The sequence below is a fragment of the Pseudomonas sp. MF6751 genome (genome assembly GCF_016613265.1).
In the GTDB taxonomy this organism is placed as follows: domain Bacteria; phylum Pseudomonadota; class Gammaproteobacteria; order Pseudomonadales; family Pseudomonadaceae; genus Aquipseudomonas; species Aquipseudomonas fluorescens_BV.
In genome coordinates, this window is the sequence record NZ_JAENSV010000015.1 from 1 (window position 1) to 20,572 (window position 20,572).

At 59.0% G+C, this 20,572-nt stretch carries 16 protein-coding genes; 6 read left to right on the top strand and 10 right to left on the bottom strand.

The features are described 5' to 3' along the window. Window positions 1–301: 301 nt before the first annotated feature. The 4 genes from JJD66_RS14260 to JJD66_RS14275 all read right to left on the bottom strand — a co-directional run bounded on the left by JJD66_RS14260 (window position 302) and on the right by JJD66_RS14275 (window position 3,832). Window positions 302–1,432 (bottom strand): OpgC family protein, encoded by a 1,131-nt coding sequence (locus JJD66_RS14260; RefSeq protein WP_200648432.1) that lies wholly within the window; start codon window positions 1,430–1,432, stop codon window positions 302–304. A gap of 125 nt (window positions 1,433–1,557) precedes the next feature. Then, window positions 1,558–1,854 carry a cupin domain-containing protein gene (locus tag JJD66_RS14265; RefSeq protein ID WP_200648433.1) on the bottom strand — a complete coding sequence of 99 codons (297 nt, stop codon included), beginning with the start codon at window positions 1,852–1,854 and terminating at the stop codon, window positions 1,558–1,560. 61 nt (window positions 1,855–1,915) lie between these two features. Then, window positions 1,916–2,200 (bottom strand): putative quinol monooxygenase, encoded by a 285-nt coding sequence (locus JJD66_RS14270; protein WP_200648434.1) that lies wholly within the window; start codon window positions 2,198–2,200, stop codon window positions 1,916–1,918. 12 nt (window positions 2,201–2,212) lie between these two features. After that, complete coding sequence (locus JJD66_RS14275) at window positions 2,213–3,832, bottom strand: FMN-binding glutamate synthase family protein (RefSeq protein ID WP_105225888.1); 1,620 nt, start codon at window positions 3,830–3,832, stop codon at window positions 2,213–2,215. 256 nt (window positions 3,833–4,088) lie between these two features. Between JJD66_RS14275 and JJD66_RS14280 the strand changes: the two genes are divergently transcribed. Both JJD66_RS14280 and JJD66_RS14285 read left to right on the top strand, forming a co-directional pair. Further along, window positions 4,089–4,967, top strand: a complete 879-nt coding sequence (locus tag JJD66_RS14280) for a hypothetical protein (protein ID WP_198716776.1) — start codon at window positions 4,089–4,091, stop codon at window positions 4,965–4,967. Between the two features lie 158 nt (window positions 4,968–5,125). After that, a complete protein-coding gene (locus tag JJD66_RS14285; protein ID WP_034126440.1) occupies window positions 5,126–5,398 on the top strand; it encodes a type B 50S ribosomal protein L31 in 273 nt (90 codons plus the stop codon). 20 nt (window positions 5,399–5,418) lie between these two features. On the opposite strand, the gene JJD66_RS14290 is transcribed toward JJD66_RS14285, so the two are convergent. The 4 genes from JJD66_RS14290 to JJD66_RS14305 are packed head-to-tail and all read right to left on the bottom strand — an operon-like array spanning window position 5,419 to window position 11,483. Next, window positions 5,419–6,798 (bottom strand): ATP-binding protein, encoded by a 1,380-nt coding sequence (locus JJD66_RS14290; protein WP_200648435.1) that lies wholly within the window; start codon window positions 6,796–6,798, stop codon window positions 5,419–5,421. Then, window positions 6,795–8,612, bottom strand: coding sequence for a DAHL domain-containing protein (locus JJD66_RS14295; RefSeq protein WP_200648436.1), 1,818 nt, complete (start codon window positions 8,610–8,612; stop codon window positions 6,795–6,797). The genes JJD66_RS14290 and JJD66_RS14295 overlap by 4 nt, the downstream gene beginning before the upstream one ends. After that, a complete protein-coding gene (locus JJD66_RS14300; RefSeq protein WP_198716779.1) occupies window positions 8,609–9,574 on the bottom strand; it encodes a cytochrome-c peroxidase in 966 nt (321 codons plus the stop codon). The genes JJD66_RS14295 and JJD66_RS14300 overlap by 4 nt, the downstream gene beginning before the upstream one ends. Before the next feature lie 34 nt (window positions 9,575–9,608). Beyond that, window positions 9,609–11,483, bottom strand: coding sequence for a putative bifunctional diguanylate cyclase/phosphodiesterase (locus JJD66_RS14305; protein WP_200648437.1), 1,875 nt, complete (start codon window positions 11,481–11,483; stop codon window positions 9,609–9,611). 199 nt (window positions 11,484–11,682) lie between these two features. Here JJD66_RS14305 and JJD66_RS14310 point away from each other — a divergent pair, with 199 nt between their 5' ends. Next, window positions 11,683–12,996, top strand: a complete 1,314-nt coding sequence (locus JJD66_RS14310) for an HD domain-containing phosphohydrolase (RefSeq protein WP_198716781.1) — start codon at window positions 11,683–11,685, stop codon at window positions 12,994–12,996. Here JJD66_RS14310 and JJD66_RS14315 read toward each other — a convergent pair whose 3' ends face one another. Next, window positions 12,997–17,178, bottom strand: coding sequence for a dermonecrotic toxin domain-containing protein (locus JJD66_RS14315; protein WP_200648438.1), 4,182 nt, complete (start codon window positions 17,176–17,178; stop codon window positions 12,997–12,999). 197 nt (window positions 17,179–17,375) lie between these two features. On the opposite strand from JJD66_RS14315, the gene JJD66_RS14320 reads away from it, so the two are divergent. Beyond that, window positions 17,376–17,786 carry an NUDIX hydrolase gene (locus JJD66_RS14320; RefSeq protein WP_105225895.1) on the top strand — a complete coding sequence of 137 codons (411 nt, stop codon included), beginning with the start codon at window positions 17,376–17,378 and terminating at the stop codon, window positions 17,784–17,786. After that, entirely contained in the window at window positions 17,783–18,289 is a 507-nt protein-coding gene (locus tag JJD66_RS14325) for a GNAT family N-acetyltransferase (protein ID WP_200648439.1), read from the top strand. The genes JJD66_RS14320 and JJD66_RS14325 overlap by 4 nt, the downstream gene beginning before the upstream one ends. Window positions 18,290–18,417: 128 nt before the next feature. Here JJD66_RS14325 and metR read toward each other — a convergent pair whose 3' ends face one another. After that, window positions 18,418–19,335: a transcriptional regulator MetR gene (metR, locus tag JJD66_RS14330; protein ID WP_200648440.1), complete on the bottom strand. Its 918-nt coding sequence runs from the start codon at window positions 19,333–19,335 to the stop codon at window positions 18,418–18,420. A gap of 182 nt (window positions 19,336–19,517) precedes the next feature. On the opposite strand from metR, the gene JJD66_RS14335 reads away from it, so the two are divergent. Then, complete coding sequence (locus JJD66_RS14335; RefSeq protein WP_034126527.1) at window positions 19,518–20,537, top strand: alpha/beta fold hydrolase; 1,020 nt, start codon at window positions 19,518–19,520, stop codon at window positions 20,535–20,537. The last annotated feature ends 35 nt before the right edge of the window (window positions 20,538–20,572 follow it).

Here is a 20,572-nt window from a genome sequence, read left to right on the forward strand (position 1 = left end):
TCCCACATTGGATCGCGGGGCATCAGTTATATCTGTGTCGGCTGCCAGGCCGTCACGGGAGCAAGCTCCCTCGCCACAGATTTAGCGTCGTGCCGAAGTTGTGTAGATACCTATGCTGCGATAGCGGTGGTTCAGTTGCAGATTAATTGACTGGCCCGCCACCTTCGCGAGCAAGCCCGCTCCCACAGGGGGATCTGTGCCGGGCGTTGATCCTGTGGTCAATACCCGACCAATGTGGGAGCTGGCTTGCCTGCGAAAGCGGTGGTTCAGTTGCCATCCCGGTGTCCGGCGGCGTCGCTAACTATGTAGTCGTGACGACGGCGTGGCTGGCGTAGCGTTGGTCCAGGCGCTTGTTCAGGTCCAGCCATGCCGCCAATAAACCCATCAACACAGCGCCCGCCAAGGCCGTGGATAACTTGATCGCCAGGCTGTCGCCGGCCATGGCATTGAGCATGTCGGCCAGTGGCGCCAGCACCACGCCCAGGCAAAACACTTCCAGGGAGTAACGCCCCATCCTCGCCAATTGCAGGGCCAGCCACTGCTGCGTCCAGCCGACGTCGGGGAGCAATTTGGCGGTGACGTAGGCCAATGCCAGGAAGTGCAGCAGGCGCACCGGGGACAGGTCGGTCTTGCTGATGGGGTACAGCCATTCGCCAATCACGCGTGGCATCCAGGCGTCATGCACCTCGGGCCAGCGCCACGACAGGGTGATCACACAAGTCACCAACACGTAGAGCGCAGCGGCCACGAACAAGGGTTGGCGCAGCAACGGCCGCGCTTCGGCGCGGCTGGGTGAGCGCAACGCGGCTGCGCCGCCGAGGATGAACAAGCATTGCCAGGTGATGGGGTTGAAGTACCACACTCCGCCGTTGCTCGCGGGCAAATTCCAGCCCTGCCAGGGCGCCAGCAGGTACACCGCCACCGAGATCGCCACCATCACGTTGGGCACATACACCAGCAGTGGCAGGGTGAGCGGCAGGCTCAGAATCAGCACGATGTACAACGGCAACGGGTCGGTGAGGTTGGGCTTGAAGCGCAGCAGCAACTCATCCATCAAGGCCTGCTGGGTATTGCCGAGAAAATGCCCCAGGCCCATCTCCTGCACCAGGTCGCGGGTCTCGATATGGCTGTTGGCGAAAACCACGATGCCCATCAACAGCGCCAACAGGAAAATATGCGCCACGTAGAGTGTCCACACTCGACGCAGGATTTTCAGGCAGGCGAAGAGATAGCCCTCGCGCTGCAGAATCTTGCCGTAGGCCAGCACGGCTGCGTAGCCGGCCAGGAACACGAAGATTTCCGCGGCGTCACTGAACCCGAAGTTCTGCACGGTGATGTTGGCGAGAGGGTTGTGGGGCACGTGATCCCAGAAAATGAAGATCAACGCCAGGCCCCGAAAAAAGTCGATGCGCGGGTCGCGTCCGTTCAGCATGGCAGCGGGCTCTTGAACAAGTTGTTGAATGACGATAGGTGAGCGCGGGCGTCGCCGCACGTCGGGCGGGCGGAGGTTGGCGGAATTTGTAAGCAATTGCAAAGGCTGGGTATTACTGAATGTCTCTAGAGATCAATGATCACCAGGGTGCCCTGGCTGCCGGTGAGCACACCGTGGGCAGTGCCGGCTTCCACCAGGTACATCTGGCCGGCGTCCACCCTGATGGCTTGATCACCGATGCGCAGGTGCAAGTACCCACTGATCACCAACAACCCTTCGTTGTAGTCGTGGGTTTCTTCCTCGTACGTCTGTTCATCCATGCGCAGTACTTTGATCCGCGCCGGGCCAACCTGGCCCAGACGTGTGGATGTCCAACTGTCGGGCAGTTGCGCGGCGATTGCGGCGAAGTCCAGTAACGGCATGTGAATCTCCTTGTTTTCAACGATGCCGTCGGTGGTCCGGTTCAGCAGGCGGTGGGGCCTGTCAGAAAGTGTCCATCAACAAGACCCTGCACGGTTTGGCCTGATACGCATTGATCTGGGGTACCAATCGGGTGAAGTGTTCGGTCTGGCAATGCGCATCCAGCGCTGCCTGATCAGGCCACTGTTCGATAAAGACGAAGTGCCCGGGGTCTTTTTGATCGACAAACAGATCGTAGGCGATGCACAGCGGTTCCTGGCGGGTTTTTTCCACCAGTTCAGCGTACCAGGGCCGCACGGTTTCCAAATGTTCGGGCTTGATAAAGTCTTCAGCGATGACTTTCAACATGGCAGGCCTCCGTCAGGCAGCAGCGATTTCATGCGGCTCAAAACTGTCCGCCCGCGCCATCTGCCACATCCGCGAATAAAACTCGCCGTTCACTTCCCCGGTGAGCAACTCGCCGGGCTTTAGGAACACATGCAACTGCGAAAACAGCTTGATCTCCGTCGCCGACATCCGACGTACCAAATGCTTGGCCGACAACTGCGACGGATGCTCCAGCCCGGCGGCGGCGAGCATTTCTGCCAGGGCATGCAGCGTGTTGCGGTGGAAGTTGAACACGCGCTGGGCCTTGTCCGGCACCACCAGCGCGCGTTGGCGCAGCGGGTCTTGGGTGGCGACGCCAGTCGGGCATTTGTTGGTGTGGCATGACTGAGACTGAATGCAGCCGATGGCGAACATGAAGCCGCGTGCCGAGTTGGCCCAGTCGGCGCCGATGGCCAGGACGCTGGCGATGTCGAAGGCGCTGACGATCTTGCCGCTGGCGCCGAGCTTGATCTTGTCGCGCAGGTTCAGGCCCACCAGGGTGTTGTGTACGAACAGCAGGCCTTCGCGCAGCGGCACGCCGATATGGTCGGTGAATTCCACCGGCGCGGCACCGGTACCGCCTTCCTTGCCGTCCACCACGATAAAGTCCGGAAGGATGCCGGTTTCGAGCATGGCCTTGGCGATGCCCATGAATTCCCACGGATGGCCCAGGCAGAACTTGAAGCCCACGGGCTTGCCGCCGGACAGTTCGCGCAACTGAGCGATGAACTGCATCAGCTCGATCGGCGTGGAAAACGCGCTGTGACGCGACGGCGAGATGCAGTCTTCACCCATCATGATACCGCGGGTGTCGGCGATTTCCTGGGTGACCTTGTGCTTGGGCAAAATCCCGCCATGGCCGGGCTTGGCCCCTTGGCTCATCTTGATTTCGATCATGCGCACTTGGGGGTTCTGAGCCTGCACGGCGAAGCGTTCGGGGTCGAAACGGCCGTCGCTGGTGCGGCAGCCAAAGTAGCCGCTGCCCAGTTCCCAAGTGAGGTCGCCGCCGTTTTCGCGATGGTAGGGGCTGATGCTGCCTTCGCCGGTGTCGTGGGCAAAGTTGCCGAGCTTGGCGCCGTGGTTGAGTGCCCGGATCGCGTTGGCGCTCAATGAGCCGAAACTCATCGCCGAGATATTGAACACCGACGCCGAGTACGGCTGTGTGCACTGCGGGCCGCCGACCATCACGCGAAAACTGCTGGGGTCGCTCAGTGGCGCAGGGCGCATGGAGTGGCCGATAAATTCGAAGCCTGACTGGTATACGTCAATCAGGGTGCCGAAGGGTTTGTCTGCCGTTTCGTTCTTGGCGCGCGAATACACCAGCGAGCGCTGGGCGCGGGAGAAGGGCAGGGCGTCGCTGTCAGACTCCAGCAGGTACTGGCGGATTTCCGGGCGGATGGTTTCTACCAGGTAACGGATATTGCCCAGGATCGGATAGTTGCGGCGCACCGCATGGGGGCTTTGCAGCAGGTCGACAATGCCGATCAGGCTGAGTACACCGGTGACCAGCGTGATCGGCCACAGCCATTCGTGTTCGATAAAGGGGAGGCTGGCGAGGGTGAAAATGACGCACACAGCAAAGAAGGCGTAGCGGCTTAACAAGGACAGGCTCATACGGTTTCCTTGGGTTCGGACTCTTCAGGTCGATTAACCATTCTGCACCTGTCGACAAAGCACGGACAAGGATTGATCGTCCAGTCAGCTATTTGGGCCTCTGCGTATTTGTACCGACAAAAAAATTATCAGCTTGATCAGGAACGTATTGCTGCCCCATCACATTCATTGAGTGTCTGGTTGTGACCGGGCGCTGTGAAAGTAAGGACACTTTATCAAGAAGGAATTTATAACGACCAAAACGAGTGACTTACCTATGACGACATCGATAGCGGTAGGGAATGCTTTTTCCAATGTCTGGAATTCTGCCCCCTCCAGCCACGATTGGAATAAAAGCCAGTTAACCGGCCCGCTACGGGAGCAAATTGCCCAAGAACACAAACGCATGGAAGGTATCGAAAAACCCGAGCAGGATGTGAGCCGAAAGCCGGAGACCGCCACAGGCCGCCCACCGGGTGATAACCGCACCGCCGAACAAATCATCAACGATAATCCGATCCTCAAAAACCTGGGTCATCAAAAAGATATCAATCGCTCATTGGCTTACAAACTTCTGGGGGATTGGACGAGTAACAACAAAGACCCGGACGCACGGGCTGATGCAGCCTTCAACGCTGCGCGGGTGCTCAACTATATTGATTCGTCGTTATCGGCTGACGGCGAACACCGAGGCAAGGCCCACGGAAATGGCGACCTTGAAGGCATTACCCGTAGCGGCGACGCTCGGCACGGTACACCTGCAGGCATGTGGAAAGACTTTACGGAACAGGGTTATTTAGCCTTGCGTGAGCATCACCGTCTGGATAGTACCAGCGACACCCATGTCAGGAAGGACGGCACCAACAAAGATAACGTGCAGTGGGCTGCCGGCGAGGCTGGAAAGAGAACCCGGTTTATCCCTGGGCTCAGCAACATTCTTCTAGGTATTGGCGATTCGGAACCGGGAGTGATCGGAGCTATCAAAGGGGCCAAGGCGGGTTTTGACAAAACTCGGGCTGATGGTTTCGATGAAGCGCTCGCCAGCGCTACGAGAGGAAATCTTGTCGGCGTCGTTAAAGGGTATATCAATGCCGTGAAGAACAACGAAGCCAAGCCGAATGAGGCCCAGTCAACACTGGATAAGATCAGCAGTTAAGCCAGTTTGGTTTAATGGTTGGACGCCACAGGAAATGGATTTCCAGAAGGCCCAAGGCCCCTCGTGTTATACCTTTATTGCAATAGGTTCTCGTTTGTCTGTGCGATATTATGTTACTGTATAACAAATCAACCGCGCCCAGACGCCCCGGAGGCCTCATGAAAGCTGGTATCCACCCCGACTACCGCACCGTGCTGTTCCACGACACTGCCGCCGACGTGTTCTTCCTCATCGGTTCCACCGCCGACAGTGATCGCACCCAGAAACACAGCGACGGCAACACCTATCCCTACATCCCCCTGGACGTCTCCAGCGCCTCGCACCCGGTCTACACCGGCCAGCAGCGCAAGACCCAGGCCGAAGGCCGGATTGCCGGGTTCAACAAGCGTTTTGCATCGTTTGGGTCGAGCCCGAAAAAAGCTGACGCATGAGCATGATTCGGCGGCGTGTCCTACGCCGCCGTCTGCCGAATCGGCAGTACTACCCGAAACTTCGTACCCTTGCCCACCTCACTGCTGACGCTGATATCGCCACGGTGTTTCTTGACGATCCCGTAGGACAACGACAAACCCAACCCGGTACCTTCGCCCACAGGCTTGGTGGTGAAGAACGGGTCGAAAATCTTCTGCACGGTGTCGGGGGCAATCCCACAGCCGTTGTCTGCGACTTCCAGCCACACGTTCTCGCCGTCCACCCCGTTGCTGATGGTAATGGTGCCGCGCTCAGGGCCCATGGCTTGTGCGGCGTTGATCACCAGGTTCATCACCACCTGGTTGAGTTGCGAGGCCAGGCACTCGATTTCTGGCAGCGGCGTGTAGTGCTTGACCACATCGGCCTTGTACTTGAGTTCGCTGGCGACGATGTTCAGCGTCGAATCGATGCCTTGCTGCAGGTTGGCGAATTGCCAGGTCTGGTCGTTATCCACCCGTGAGAAGTTCTTCAGGTCCTTGACGATCTGCACCACACGGCCGATGCCGTCCTTGGACTCGCGGATCAGGATCGGAATGTCGTCCTTGAGAAAGTCCAGGTCCAGCTCGCTGCGCAATGCCGCAAGTAGGTCGCGATGTTCTGGCGCCCCGATGTGCGCTTCGCTGCGCTGGTAGGCATCGAGCATCTGTTGCAGCTGCTTGAAGTAACTGTCGAGGGTGCTGAGGTTGGAGGAAATAAAGCCCACGGGGTTGTTGATCTCATGGGCGACGCCGGCCGCGAGTTGCCCCAGCGAGGCGAGTTTTTCCGACTGCACCAATTGGCTTTCCAAGTGCTTGCGCTCTTCAATTTCCAGTTGCAGCGCTTGGGTGCGTTCTTCCACCAACCGCTCCAACTGCGAGGTTTGCAAGGAGGCGCGGCGGGCCATGTCCCACTTGTTGGCCAGGGTGTTGGCCATTTGCTGGACTTCAATGTTGTCGAACGGCTTTTTCAGGATCAGCAGGCGGTCGTGGGCGTGCAGGCGAAACAACAGGTCATCCCAGGAATAGTCCGAGTAGGCGCTGCACACCACCACTTGCAAGTCGGGGGCGACTTTCCACAGTTCTTCAATGGTCTTGGCGCCGTCCCAGCCCTGGGGCATGCGCATGTCAACGAAGGCCAAGGCATAGGGGCGCTGTTGCGCCATGGCGCTGGTCAGCAAGCCCAGGCCTTCCTCGCCGCCATACGCGCCGTGCAGTTCGAATGCCTGGGCTTGAGGTTTGGCGGTGTCGCCGAACAACGCCGACTCCATTTCATCCAGCGCTTCGGCTGAGGCTTCGTCGGGCATCAGGATCTTGCGAAAATCCTCATGAATGGACGGTGTGTCATCGATCAGCAGGATGCGCCGGTTGGGAGGTTGGTTCATGAGCTGCTTCCGGCAAGGGTCAGGGGGATGGTCAAGGTGAAGACGGCGCCAAGGCCCGGCCCGTCGCTGTGGGCGCTGAGCTGGCCGTTCATTTCCACGGCGGCCAGGGCGCAGCTGTGCAGGCCGAAGCCGTGGCCTTCCTTGCGGGTGGTAAAACCGTGGGTGAAGATACGTGCCATGTTCTCGGGTGGTATGCCTTCGCCATCGTCCTTCACAGTGATCTTCAGGGTCTCGTTACCTACCGATTCCACCGCCAGGGTGATTTGCCGTGGGCGCTCAGACAGTTTGTCCATGGCGTATTTGGCATTGCTGATCAGGTTGACCATGATCAGCAATAACCTGTGCTTGTCCGCCAAAATCTCCGGCACCGGGGCGTACGCCTTCACAACAGTGACATGGTGACGGCTCAGCGCGCCGGCGTTCATGCGCAGGGCGTCATCCATCAAGGCGCTGATATTGACCGGCTCCAGCAAGGTAGACGCACCCGCATAGGATTGCTGGGTCGAGACGATGTCCTTGATGTGGTCCACGCTTTTGCTCAACTGCACCAGCTCATCGCTCATGCCTTGCTGTTCGAGGGCAATCGCTTCGACCAACTGGTTCAGATAGCCCGGCAGCAACTTGCCCTTTTCATCCTCGGTAAGGAAGGTGCCCAGGTCGCCCTGATGGGCGTTGATCAGTTGCATGGCCTTGCCCAGGCCGAGGGCCTTGCTGCTGCGCAGCTTGCGGCTGACCAGGTCGGCAGAGATGTTCACACTGTTGAGCACGTTACCGACGTTGTGCAGTACGTTGGTGGCGATCTCCGCCATGCCGGCCTGGCGGGCGCTGTTCATCAGCTCGCTCTGGGCATCCTTGAGCTGTTGCGTGCGCCGTTCCACTCGTTGTTCCAGGGTTTCGTTGGCGGCCTGCAACGCTCGGTTGACGCGGTTGATCTCGGCGAAACTGCGCAACAGGCGCACAGCCAGATAAAGCAGCAGCACCACCAGCAAGGTCGAGAAGATCAGCAGGTAGCGATGGTACTGATGATCGATGAGGTCCGTAGCCTGCTGGTCCTGATTGAGGTGAGTGGTCAGGTCATCGAGGTGTTCGGCCACCGGCACGGCGGCAATCCGCTCGAGCAGGCTGTTGACCAGTGGCTGTTCGCGCAGGATCAGCGAAATATGATTGCTGAGAATCTCCACTGGTACCTGGAATTCACTGGGCAGGCTCTGTTGGTTGACTGCCAGTTTGCCCAGGCCCACCAGGATGTCGGCGGCACGTTCGTCGCTGGTGACCTGGGCGAACTCCAGGCTGCTGAGCAGCAGGTCGTAAGTGTCAGTGGCCACGCTTTGCAGTTGCAGCCGGCCTTCGTCGGTCATGCTGTTGAATTGGGCCTGGATGTCGTCTTCGGCCGTCGGCAAAAAAGCCAATGAGTTACGCAGCACTGCGTTGTGGGATTTGAACTGGTCGACGAGCCGGGCTTTTTCCTCGATGGCCGTCAGATACGCCGCATGGCTGGCTTGCCAACCAGGCAGGTCGACAGCGCTGTGGTAGGTGTCGCGGCTTTCCAGCTCAGCCCCGATACGGGTCATCTCGGTCAGCGGTGTCACCAGTGGATCGTAGTTGTGGGTGATCGCGATGCGGGCCTTGAGCACTTCGCTGTCCCACTGAGCATTGAGCTGCTGGAGTTGGCGGATCAAGTCGCGCGACTGGGTATAAGTGGCTGTCTGGTCGCGTGAAGACTTGAGGTACAAAAACACCAGGGTGGAGGCCAGGAGCACGGTGATGAGGCCTAGCAGGATTTGGCTGGTGCGTCGGCGTGACAAGGGTCTCATAACGGCTTGCCCGCCCATTCACCGGTCAGGGTCTTGAGAAACTGGATAATCAGGTCCTTGTCTTCCTGGGACGGGTTGCGCCCCAACTGGTACTTGAACATCACGTCAACCGCCTCTTCAAGGGTCTTGGCCGAGGCGTCGTGGAAGTACGGCGCCGTGACGGCCACATTGCGCAGGCTGGGCACCTTGAACACGTGACGGTCTTCTTCATCCTGGGTCAGCAGGTAGCGCCCCAGGTCCGATTCCAGCGGGTTGCCGCGGGCCTTGAAGTAGTCGCCCATCACGCCGAACTTCTGGAACATATTGCCGCCAATGTTCACGCCCTGGTGACAGGCGATGCAGCCGTAATCCTTGAAGCGTTGGTAGCCGTATTTTTCCTGGCGGGTCAGGATATCGGTGTTGCCCAGCAAGTATTGGTCAAACCGCGAATTGGGTGTCAGCAGCGTGCGCTCATAGGTGGCCAGGGCGTTTTGCACATTGGAAGCGGTGACGCCATCGGGATAGGCCTGCTTGAACGCGTTCTGGTAGGCGGGCAGGGCGGACAGGTTGCGCACCACGGTATTCCAGTCGCTGCCCATTTCCACCGGGCTGATCACCACCTGCTCGACCTGGGCCTGCAGCGTGTCCACCCGACCGTTCCAGAACTGTTTGAAGTTCAGGCTGGCATTGAATACGGAAGGGGTATTGATCTGCACCGGTTTGCCGTCAAAGCCAATGGAGAATGGCTTATTGTCGGCGCCGCCGCTGGTGAGTTGGTGACAGCTTGCGCAGGACAAGGTGTTGTTGACCGACAAACGCGGCTCGTTGAACAGTTGGCGACCCAACTCAACCTTGGCCGGGTCCAGTACTGGAACCGCCGGCAAGGGCTTGAGCGCTTCGTTCAGCGGTGCGGCTGACAGCGATGCGGTGCCCAGGCATAACGCGAACATCAGGCCAGAACGGTGGTTTACGACGTTGCTCAAGCGAGCACTCCTTGCAGGCCTAGGGCTATTTATTTTATTGATCCGGCATCAGTGTCGCGCTATCCGTTTGCAGCAGTTGCACAAAATCTTTCGAAGGCAGCGCCTTGCTGAACAGAAAGCCCTGGCCCTCCTCACACCGCTGGGCTTTGAGGAAATTCAATTGGTCGACGGTTTCCACACCTTCGGCAATGATGTTCAGTTCCAGGCTCTTGCCCATGCCGATGATAGCGCTGATCAATTGTTCGTCCTGGCTATTGATGCGCAGGCCGCGCACGAAGGATTGATCGATCTTCAGCACGTCGATGGGAAAGCGCCGCAGGTAGCTGAGGCTGGAGTAGCCGGTGCCGAAATCGTCCAGGGCCAGGCGGATGCCCATGGCCTTGATCTTTTGCAGGGTCTCCACGGTTTCGTCGACGTTCTGCATCAGCACGCTTTCGGTGATTTCCAGTTCCAGTTGGGTGGGCGGCAGGCCTGTTTCTTTCAGGATGGCGGCCAGGTTGTCGACGAAGTCCCGTTGGCGAAAGTCGATCGCCGAGATGTTCACCGACATGCGCAGGGGTGCCAGGCCCATCTCGCGCCAGGCTTGGGCTTGTGCGCAGGCTTGGCGCAGTACCCACTGAGTCAGGCGCACGATCAGGCCGCTGTCTTCGGCGACCGGAATGAACTCCGCCGGGCTGACCCAACCCGACTGCGGTCGAAACCAGCGGGTCAGCGCTTCCGCACCGACGATGCGCCCGGTCTCCAGCGCCAGCTTGGGCTGGTAATGCAGCACAAATTCATCGCGGTCCAGCGCCTGGCGGATCGCGCTTTCCAGGTTTTGCTGGTGCTGGGCGCGCAGGTTCATGTCTTCGGTGTAAAAGCTGAAATCCCCCGGGCCGCGTTCTTTGCTGGTACGCATCGCGGTTTCGGCATGCTTGAGCAAGCCCACGGCATTGTCGCTGTCATCGGGATAAATGCTGATGCCCAGGCTGGCGCTCACACTCAGGTCATGCCCCGCGACATGGCGAGTCGCGCTGACGGCATTGAGCACCTTTTGGGCAATGTGCTGGGTTTGCTGGGGATGCTGGATATCGTTGAGCAGCACCACGAACTCGTCGGAGCCGTAACGAAACACCGAATCCGACGCCCGTACCGCCGCCACCAGGCTCAGGCTGAGCTGCGCAAGCACCTCGTCGCCGGCCGGATAGCCCAGGGCGTTGTTGATGCGCTTGAAGCGGTCGAGCCCCAGAAACATCACTGCCAGTTGCGTGTCATGCCTGCGGCCCAAGGCGATCGCCTGGGTCAGGCGGTCGCCCAGCAACGTGCTGTTGGGCAACTCCGTCAGGGCGTCGTATTGCAATAAATGCGAGACCTTGAGCAGCTCCTGCACGCGTTCCTCGATGGTGCGCTCCAGGCTGATCACCTTGAGGGCCGCGTCTTGGGCCAGTTGCCATTTCCAGGTCAGGGCGCTGGCCATCTGGCGGATTTCCAGGTGGTCGAAGGGCTTTTTCAGGATCAGCAGTTGGTCGTTGTATTTCAGGCGCGCTTCGATTGCCTCGAAGGAGTAGTCGGAATAGGCCGTGCAGAGCGCGATTTGCAGGTTGGGGTCCGCCTCCCACAACTGTTCGATGGTGTGCAGGCCGTCCCAGCCAGGGGGCATGCGCATATCGATAAACACCATTGCGTAGGGCGAGTGGGCGTCCAGGGCTTTCTTGACCAGCGCCAAGGCTTCCTGGCCCTGATAGGCCGAATCCAGGTCAAACGCCTGGCGAGCCGGCGCGGTGGTGCCGAAGAGGGTGGACTCCAGGGTGTCGAGGGAGGGCTCGCCATGCTCGTCGGCACAGAGGATCTTGCGAAAATCCTGGTGGATCGAAGCCGTGTCATCCACGATCAGGATGCGCCGGTTGGCCCGGCCCGATTCCGTCCTCATGGCGCACTCGGCACGTGCAAAAGGCTTGATGGCATGACAATTCCTTCCCTGGTTCTACAACTGAACGGGGCGCGAGCATGCAGTGCAGCATAGTTGAGTTCCCTTGATATCGACGGCCAGTTGGCGTCAAATCAATCGCGCTTTGTATTGCGCGGATTCAATTTAGCTTAACTTCGTTTAATTTGAAGGCAGAGTCGCCATGGATGAACAACTCGCTACGAAGTCCGCTGTTTTGCTAGTCGACGATGAAGAGTCGATCCTTAATAGCCTGCGCCGCCTGTTGCGCGGCCAGCCCTATGAGGTGGTATTGGCCACCAGCGGCGCCCAGGCGCTGGAGATCATGGCGACCCGGCCTATCGATCTGGTGATGAGCGATGCGCGCATGCCCGGCATGGACGGCGCCACGCTGCTGGCCGAGGTCCACCGCCTGTATCCCGCCACCAGCCGCATCCTGCTCACCGGCTACGCCGACCTCACCACCATCATCAAGGCGATCAACGACGGGCAGATCCACCGCTACATCAGCAAACCCTGGAACGACGAAGAGTTGCAACTGGTGTTGCAGCAAACCCTCGAGCACCAACGCCTTGAACGCCTGGCCCGAGACCAGACCGAACAGCTAAAGCTACTCAACGCCACCCTGGAAAAACGTGTGGCGGCGCGTACCGCCGAGTTGCAACAAACCGCCGACATGCTCGACCTGGCCTACGACGAGCTCAAGCGCAGCTATGTGACCGGCACGGAAGTGTTTTCGCTGCTGGCCAACCTGCGCTTGCCCAAGGACAAACAGACCAACCGCGCGTTGATCGAGTTGATCCGGGTGTATTGCGCCACCCAGTCCATGGACGAATCAAGCACCCGTGACCTGACCATGGCCGCCGCGTTGTACAACATCGGCAAGTTGAGCTGGACGGACAGCATGATGGTTGCACCGTCGGACAAACTGCATAGTACCGACCGCGGCTTGTACCGTGAGTATCCGGGGCAGAGCGAGTCGCTGCTGATGACCCTGGAGCCGATGAAGGACGCAGCGCGGATCATTCGTCATCACCAGGAACGTTGGGACGGCACGGGGTTTCCCGACCACCTCAAGGGCGATACCATCCCGCCCGGTTCACGGCTGCTGAAGCTGGCGGTGGACTTTATCGAATTGCAGAAAGGCCTGATCCTGGAGCGGCACCTCAACAGCGACGAGGCGCTGTTGTATATCCGCAAGTACGCCGGGCGCCTGTATGACCCGGCGTTGGTGGAAGATTTCGTGCAAGCCTGCGCGACCTTCCTCAGCGATGTGACCCTGGGTGATCCGACGGTAAAAGTCCTCTCCACCCGTGAGCTGGAAGCCGGCATGGTGCTGGCGCGCAACCTCAATGCCGACAACGGCATGTTATTGCTCAATGCCGGCAAGGTGCTGAACCTGCCACTGGTGGACAAGCTGATCGCGTTCGAGGCGATGGAGGGCGCCAAGTACAGTGTGTTTATCAGGGCGCCGGACGAGGTGCCGCCCCTCCTGTAGTTATATGCCCCAGGCTACGTGCTTGCTGGCGTGGTAATCAAAGATACCCCTGATGATGTAGACATCTTTGCCACCTTCTTTGCCGTTTTTTTCAATTGCCACGCGCCAAAGACCACGGCCCGTGCCGGGCTGCACCTGAGGGAGATCGACATAGGTGAAGTTGCCTATTCGCTTGCGGCTGAGGCGACCGGCTTGGATATCCTGGGTGATCTCCCCAAGTTTGGCGGTGGCAGGGGCGGGCAGGAGTTTTTTCTGGGTTTGCGCCAGTTCATCCAGCTTCACGATGTTGATGTGCGGATCGCGAGTGGGCACGACTTCCGGCCCGACAGGCAGCGCCGGCCCTGGCCTTTCAACTCTATGGGTTTGAACGCGGGGGACTTCAAACTCCAGAGGCGTTGCAAACTTGGGCAGGGCTTTTTCGAATGCTGTGACGTCTCTACTGTCTACCATGGCTACGCCAGTATCTGCCCCATGCTGGCCTCGGGATAGGGCGATATAGGGAATACCGGATTTTTTGAAATCCTCTGAAAAGGAGGTGACTTGAAGCTTGGCGAGCTTGGCCTTGAAGGTATCCTTCATGAAGGCATCCAGGGTGCTTTTTGTCTCAGGCAGCAGTAAGAATCGACGTATCGCCTCCTGGCGTGTAATTCCCAGATCTGAGGCGAGTTGATTAATACGTACGAGGTGTTCGGGCTTGTTTGCAAACACTTTCAGTGCAGCATCCCGCCAAGTATAAAGTTCATATTTTGCTGCGAATTTATCCATCGCATGCTGGTGTTTGTGGGTGATGGCGTACCCGACAAATTGTGCGCCAGTATCGGGGTCGGCAACGGCAATCGATGTTCTGATCTGTTTGTCGAGGTTCTCGTTCTTGCCAATGAGCCTTTTGACTTTTTTAAACAGTTCTTCCTTGTCCCGCGCAGACAGGGGTTGCGCAAAATGCTGTGTCGACAGGTGTATATGTTCAACCGTGGCCAGTTCGAGCCGCAGGTTTAACAGGGAACTACGTAATCTCTCTTGATTGGCTCGGCTCAAGCTTTTCGAGTTCGACATCCAGCGGTGAAATTCAGCTTCATCCAGGGTGCCAAGCTGTTGTCGGGCGCGAGTGATCAAATCGAGCTTCAGGGAAGCGTCGGTTTGTTCTATGACGCGCACGAAATCCCGCATTTCCCCTTCTGTTGCAAAAAGCCGCATCGCCGCGATCAGGTCCGCATCCACTTGCTGTTCAGGGGTGAGAGGACGCAGGGCGCCCAGAACGGAACCTCCGCCCACAGCGTTTCGTTCGAAACGGGGCTTCCAGCTCTTTGCGTCTCCCGGTACGACCATAAAGTCCACGTGGTGACCTGCCGGGTCTTTTACATAGCGTGCGCCGTCTTCTACATAGGACTGATACAGGTGATAGCGGCCTGTTGGGTCGCGCATCGCGATGAACTGGTTATTGTGTTTATCAAAAAAACACGGTGCGCGGCCCGACTGGCGCGACAGTCTGTATCGGTGGGTGTCGGCAAACTCCACTACGTCAAAGAACGGCTCTATTTGCTCAGGCAACCGATACGGCATCACATTGACCCAGGCGGGTTCCAACGGGCGGAGGGAGGCACCCGTCAGTACAATGGCGGTGCTCCTGTCCGTACCGACTTTACTGGCCAGCCCCGGAATGCGCCGCCCCAGCTGCTTGGCCACGCCTAATCCGCGGTTGATAGCTCGGCGCAAAAACGACAGGGCGGTTTTGCCGGGTATCAACCCGAGCAGAAAATCGGCGGTTTCCACCCCGAACATAAAGGCGTTTACCGCCGATTCGCGGAAAATTTGCGCATTGCTCCGTGAACGGTAGTCGGCGTGCGCGAGTTGAAAACCCAGTTGCGCCGAATACAGGTACGCGTGGAAATTGCCGGTTATCGGCGTCAAGGTATAGCGGTACACACTGCGCGTATCGTTGAAGATCCGTGTGATCTCTTTCGTATCCTTAGTGGCCATCTGGGAAGTGAAATAGGCCTGCCATTCCGGTTTTGCTTTCAGCGTGTCCAGCTCCACCAGCCCCTTGGTCAGCTCCCGGAAGGCAACGCCATCTGGTGCATCCGGGGTATACAGCACACTGACCCCGTCAGGCTTGGTGCCTTTTCGATGAATGACCAGGACACGATGCATGACCTGCCCGCCTTGGCCCCTCTCTTGCGCGGCGCCCAATACCAGCAGGTTGACCTCTATCTCGAATTCGCTGACTCGGGGGCGGGAGGTTGAATCAGGGTGTTCAGTGACGGCTTTTATCCAGTCAAACCCACTGCCTGGCGTCTGGAATGTAAACAGTTTGGCTGCGTCAGGGTTGAGACGGTTCTCAAGCGCGTCCTTATTCATTTTTGCCGCGTTGGCGCGCTGCCAGACTGTAGCGAAGCTGCTTGTCCCGCTGCTCTGCGAGAAGGTTGACCGCAGATACGTATCGTATTTTTGGCCAATGTCAGCTTCTGTCGCGAGTGCGCGCAAATCATCGTTGCCAAGTTTTCCGTGAGGGTTGCCGGCTGTGTCAATAATGTTGGCGGTGGCACTGATCGTTCTATGTATGCCATGCACCGACCATGGGTCGACATTACGTTGGGTATAACTTCCCAGTGTGCGCAGATCCACCACGGTTTGGGTACGCCAGGTGCCCCACGTCAGTTTTTCGCCTGGCAGGCACTGCGGGATATTGATCTTGCGGTCTTCGCTGATGTAGACAATGGTGGCTTCCTCGTTACGGTACCCCGTCATTTCGGCCGACCGGGAGGACGTTGTGACGCGCAGATGAACCAGGCTTCTATAAGGGTCAATATCAACGTTGGCATACACAGGTTTCTGTTTTTTCAGCACCTTGTCGGTCTCCTGTTGGGAGAACGCTTCCAGTGTCAAGATTCTCTCAAGATGAGGTGCGAGTTCCTCATTGCTGTCGATCAGTTCTTGCTCCAGTTGCCTGTACCGAGCCTGGTCTTGCTCGTCGGCGGTTTTCAACCATGCGGGTTCGGCCGTCAACAGGCGTAGGTTGCGCACCATAAAAGCATTAGCGACATCCCACTGTGGCGTCAGGTCTGCGGCCAGGTCGAGCTCGCCTGTGGAGGGCAACGTCTCCCTGCGCAAGGCTTCGCGAACAGAGAAATGTTGCCTGACTCGCAATGCGCGGACACTGTCAGCAATCACGTCAGCGTCTATCTGGGACGGGGTCGTCGTCAGTACGGGCAAGCCGCTCAGCGCGGCACGAGCGGCTGTCGGCAGGCTTGCGATCAACAGCTTGCCTGGCGCTGCGCCGTCTTGTATGCGGGCTGCGACGGCGTCATTCAAACGCGCCAGGTTTTCAAACTCCTCAAATTCCTCGCTTGGGCTATAGAGCATCACTTTGCCCGTCAGAGGCGTCGTGCCCGTGGGGGTCAGAATGAATGCGCCGGCGAATTCACTGCCATTCTCCAGGGCCAGTCGGTACACCGTGGGCCTGTTGTCGACGGTAAACACCTGTTCACGTGCCGCAGCACTTGGGTACTTGAGCACATTCTGCGCCAGCGCCCGTGCATGCGCCGACAACGTGCCGTCCAACGAGCGCAATGCCAGTTGATGGGCCAGCACTTGTCGTCGCAGTGCGACCAATTGCTCCTCCGTGTTGGGTTGGGAGGGCTCGCCAGCCCCCCAGAATGTATTCAGGCTCAAGGTGATGGCTATTTCCAGCCTGGCGGCCAGGGTTGTCGTCGAGGCATTGGCAGAGAGGATTTTATCGGTGTCCAGGGTGTTGCATTCGCGGTAGAAGGCGCCGCTCTCCTGGGTCAGATAAGACTCTGCGCCAGGCGCGCGTAAGGTGGCCAGCAGCGAGCCCAGTGGTTCGCAGGACAGCAGGTGCTTTTGTCCTTCCTGGTCTTCGCGATAGCGGCTATAAAAAATCTGGTTGGGATTGATGGGCAGATGTGCATCGGGAAACATCTCGGCCAATTGCTGCTGGTACACGCGGCCGACACTCGGCTGTCGCCTTACCAGCTCAGAGGTCTGTGCATTGAGTTTGTCGAGTTCACGGGTGAGGTAAGCCAGTTGTTCTTCGGCAGAAAGTGAAGCCGGCGGCACGACCGCAAGCGTCATCGGTTGCATGGTAGGGGTTGACGTGCTGTCGGCCGGCAGCGGTTGCGGTTCGTCAGTGGATGATTGTTTGAGGGTGGGCAATGAATTGTGCATGAGTAAACTCTTATAAAAGAGCGCGGCGCACCGAGGTGCAGCGAGCCCTGCTGAATATGAGTTTGCGAGTTTAGGGTGGCCGAAACTGGACCCTGCGGTGTATGTATGTCGGAAAAAATCGCCCTGCACGCGCGAGTTGCGTGCGCAGAATGCGCGTGGGATCCTTGGCCGCTTTTCAATCCGAGAGAGGGCCTTCCATGTCCAAGACTATCCGCATTGCAGCCGCGCTGTTGGTCCGTGGCGACGGTCAAACCCTGCTTGTGCGCAAGCGCGATACCCTGGCTTTCATGCAACCGGGCGGCAAAATCGACGCCGGCGAGCAACCTGCCGAGGCGCTCGTCCGTGAGTTGCACGAGGAGCTGAACCTGCGCGTTGATCCGAGCCAAGCCGTCTATCTTGGCCTGTTCTCGGCACCCGCGGCCAACGAACCGGGTTTTACCGTAGAGGCTGAGTTGTTCAAGGTGCAGGTCGACGTCGCCGTCACCCCTGCAGCAGAGATTGAAGAGGTGTGCTGGATCGATCCCATGGGCGAAGGTGACTTGCATCTGGCGCCATTGACGCGCGATTTGATCCTGCCGTTCTATCGTGATTCGCTGGCTACCGCATGATGATTCGCCCGCTGGACGCCGACGATGCGCAAGCCTATCGGGCATTGATGCTCGAGGCCTATGGCGCGTATCCGCAAGCGTTCACGTCCAGTGTCGCGGAGCGCGCCTCGATGCCGTTGAGCTGGTGGGAAAAGCGTCTCGACAGCCCGCTGGATTGCCTGTTGGGCGGCTTTGATGAGGAGCGACTGGCCGGCATCGTTGGCCTGGCCTACGAGCCTCGCGAAAAGGCGCGGCACAAGGTGACCTTGTTCGGCATGTACGTGACCGAGGCTTATCAGCAGAAGGGAATGGGGCGGCAACTGGTGCAAGCAGCGCTTGAGGAGGCTCGCCGGCATCCGCGCCTGAAACTGATTCAACTGACCGTCACCGCTGGAAATGAGGCGGCGTTGGCACTTTACCAACGCTGCGGCTTCATCCAGTACGGCCTCGAGCCATTGGCGGTGCGGGTAGGTGTCGATTACTTCGACAAGATCCACATGTGGCGCGAACTTCGGGTTGAATGAAGCCCAAGGTGTGGCTTGCCTGCGATAGCATCAACGCGGTGTGACAAGCGATCCGAGTTGCCCGCATCGCGGGCAAGCCCGACTCCCACACAAGCCCGATCTGCTGGCTCGATGAGGTTCTCTCCAGCTCAGCGAACCGCGCTAACTCCATCCAAGGTCGAAAACGACGTGTCCTTGGCGGTCAGCAAAAAGTCGCGCATATACGGCGCATCCAGCATGTCTGCGCGAATTCCGGCATACAGCGTGGCAAATAAACCTTTTTCGCCCAACCGCTTGGCTTTCACATACCCGCGTGAGCTGTATTCATGCAGCGCCCAGTGGGGCATACCGCACACCCCACGGCCGCTGGCCACCAGTTGCATCATCATCACGGTCAGCTCCGAAGTCCGCACCTGGGCCGGTTCAACGTCGGCCGGTTCCAGGAAGCGGGTGAAGATGTCCAGGCGGTCACGTTCCACCGGGTAGGTGATCAGGGTTTCTGTCAGCAGGTCTTCCGGCACGATATAGGACTTGTTCGCCAACGCGTGCTGGTTGGCCACCGCCAGCATGGCCTCGTAGGTAAACAGCGGTACGTAGGTGATACCCGGCAGTTCCAGCGGGTCGGAGGTCACCACCAGGTCCAGGTCGCCACGGGCCAGGGCCGGCAGCGGCGCGAAGGCAAAGCCCGAGGCCAGGTCCAGCTCGACTTCCGGCCAGGCATCGCGGAACTGGTCGATGGTCGGCATCAGCCACTGGAAACAACTGTGGCATTCGATCGCCATGTGCAAGCGCCCAGCGGTACCCCCGGCCAGCCGCGCAATATCGCGCTCGGCACCGCGCAACAACGGCAGGGTGGCGTCGGCCAATTGCAGTAGGCGCAGGCCGGCGCTGGTGAAGCGCACCGGTTTGGTCTTGCGCACGAACAGTGGCATGCCCAGGCGCTCTTCCAGTTCCTTGAACTGATGGGAGAGGGCGGACTGGGTCAGGTGCAGGCGTTCGGCGGCTTCCACCAGGCTGTCGGCTTCGCGCAAGGCGTACAGGGTTTTCAAGTGACGGATTTCGAGCACAGGCGCTCCATGAATATAATTTGCGACGAAAACGGATTGCTTGATTTTGTCTCATGTTGTGGGGCGTGTCGACCATGACCACTGGGCGCTCTTCATCAAACTGTCATCGAACTGTGGCAGCGCGCTTGAACAAACTTCATCAGACTCGCGCTCTACTGGGGTTCTGCGTTTTGGTGTTTTTCATGCGTGCGTTGTTTTTAGTGGCCGCTCTACTGTTCGGCCTGCCGTCTTTTGCGGCGTCTCGATGTGATGTCAATGTCCCGACCCAAACGGTCGACCTGGCTCAGGTGAGCATCGCCTATCAAAGTATCGGCCGTGCGTCCGACCCTGCGTTGCTGCTGGTGATGGGCTTGGGCGGGCAGTTGATTCACTGGCCGGACGAAGTGGTGGTGGCCCTGTGCGAACAAGGCTTTCGGGTGATTCGCTACGACAACCGCGACGTCGGCCTGTCCACCTGGCGGCAGGCGCCGGCGAGCGCCAACCTGACCTTCGAAGTGCTGCGCTACAAGCTCGGCCTGCCGGTGGCCGCGCCCTACACCTTGACCGATATGGCCGATGACGCTCTGGGTTTGATGGACGCGCTGCAGGTGCAGCAATTTCACGTACTCGGCGCGAGCATGGGCGGCATGATCGCTCAACACCTGGCAGCCATGGCGCCACAGCGCGTGGAAAGCCTGACCCTGATCATGACCAGCTCCGGCGCCGAGGGCTTGCCCGCGCCGAACGCGGCGCTGGTGCAATTGCTCTCGCGGCGCAGCGCGCCCAACCGTGAGGTGGCGCTGGAGCAACAGGCAGACTTGCTCGCGGCGTTGGGCAGCCCGGATATCAAGGACGATCGCCAGGCGTTGCTGCACCAGGCGGCGCTGTCCTATGACCGCGCCTTCAACCCCGAAGGCGTGAAGCGCCAGATCATGGCAATCCTGGCCGAGCCAAGCCGTGTACCCTTGCTCAACCAACTGCGCGTGCCGGCGTTGGTCGTTCACGGCACCGCCGACCCCTTGCTGCCGGTGATGCACGGCGTGCACCTGGCTGCGCATATCCAGGGCAGCCAGTTGAAATTGATTCCCGGCCTGGCCCACCGTTTTCAGGAAGCGTTCAAGGCGCCCTTGCTGGCGGCGGTGTTGCCCTACCTGCAAGCCCATCGCCAGGATGCCGCGCACTGGGCGCAGATCGATTTGAGCGAGCCTTCGAAGGTGCTGTGAAGGTGGTGTATCGTGCAACCTTTATGTATACGCAT

Excerpts from the sequence above, each read along its gene's own strand:
- JJD66_RS14335 (WP_034126527.1), top strand. The coding sequence starts at position 19,518 with ATGCGTGCGTTGTTTTTAGTGGCCGCTCTACTGTTCGGCCTGCCGTCT.
- JJD66_RS14315 (WP_200648438.1), bottom strand. The coding sequence starts at position 17,178 with ATGCACAATTCATTGCCCACCCTCAAACAATCATCCACTGACGAACCG.
- JJD66_RS14265 (WP_200648433.1), bottom strand. The coding sequence starts at position 1,854 with ATGCCGTTACTGGACTTCGCCGCAATCGCCGCGCAACTGCCCGACAGT.
- JJD66_RS14280 (WP_198716776.1), top strand. The coding sequence starts at position 4,089 with ATGACGACATCGATAGCGGTAGGGAATGCTTTTTCCAATGTCTGGAAT.
- JJD66_RS14310 (WP_198716781.1), top strand. The coding sequence starts at position 11,683 with ATGGATGAACAACTCGCTACGAAGTCCGCTGTTTTGCTAGTCGACGAT.
- JJD66_RS14320 (WP_105225895.1), top strand. The coding sequence starts at position 17,376 with ATGTCCAAGACTATCCGCATTGCAGCCGCGCTGTTGGTCCGTGGCGAC.
- JJD66_RS14295 (WP_200648436.1), bottom strand. The coding sequence starts at position 8,612 with ATGAGACCCTTGTCACGCCGACGCACCAGCCAAATCCTGCTAGGCCTC.
- JJD66_RS14275 (WP_105225888.1), bottom strand. The coding sequence starts at position 3,832 with ATGAGCCTGTCCTTGTTAAGCCGCTACGCCTTCTTTGCTGTGTGCGTC.
- JJD66_RS14285 (WP_034126440.1), top strand. The coding sequence starts at position 5,126 with ATGAAAGCTGGTATCCACCCCGACTACCGCACCGTGCTGTTCCACGAC.
- JJD66_RS14260 (WP_200648432.1), bottom strand. The coding sequence starts at position 1,432 with ATGCTGAACGGACGCGACCCGCGCATCGACTTTTTTCGGGGCCTGGCG.
- JJD66_RS14270 (WP_200648434.1), bottom strand. The coding sequence starts at position 2,200 with ATGTTGAAAGTCATCGCTGAAGACTTTATCAAGCCCGAACATTTGGAA.
- JJD66_RS14325 (WP_200648439.1), top strand. The coding sequence starts at position 17,783 with ATGATGATTCGCCCGCTGGACGCCGACGATGCGCAAGCCTATCGGGCA.
- JJD66_RS14290 (WP_200648435.1), bottom strand. The coding sequence starts at position 6,798 with ATGAACCAACCTCCCAACCGGCGCATCCTGCTGATCGATGACACACCG.
- JJD66_RS14305 (WP_200648437.1), bottom strand. The coding sequence starts at position 11,483 with ATGAGGACGGAATCGGGCCGGGCCAACCGGCGCATCCTGATCGTGGAT.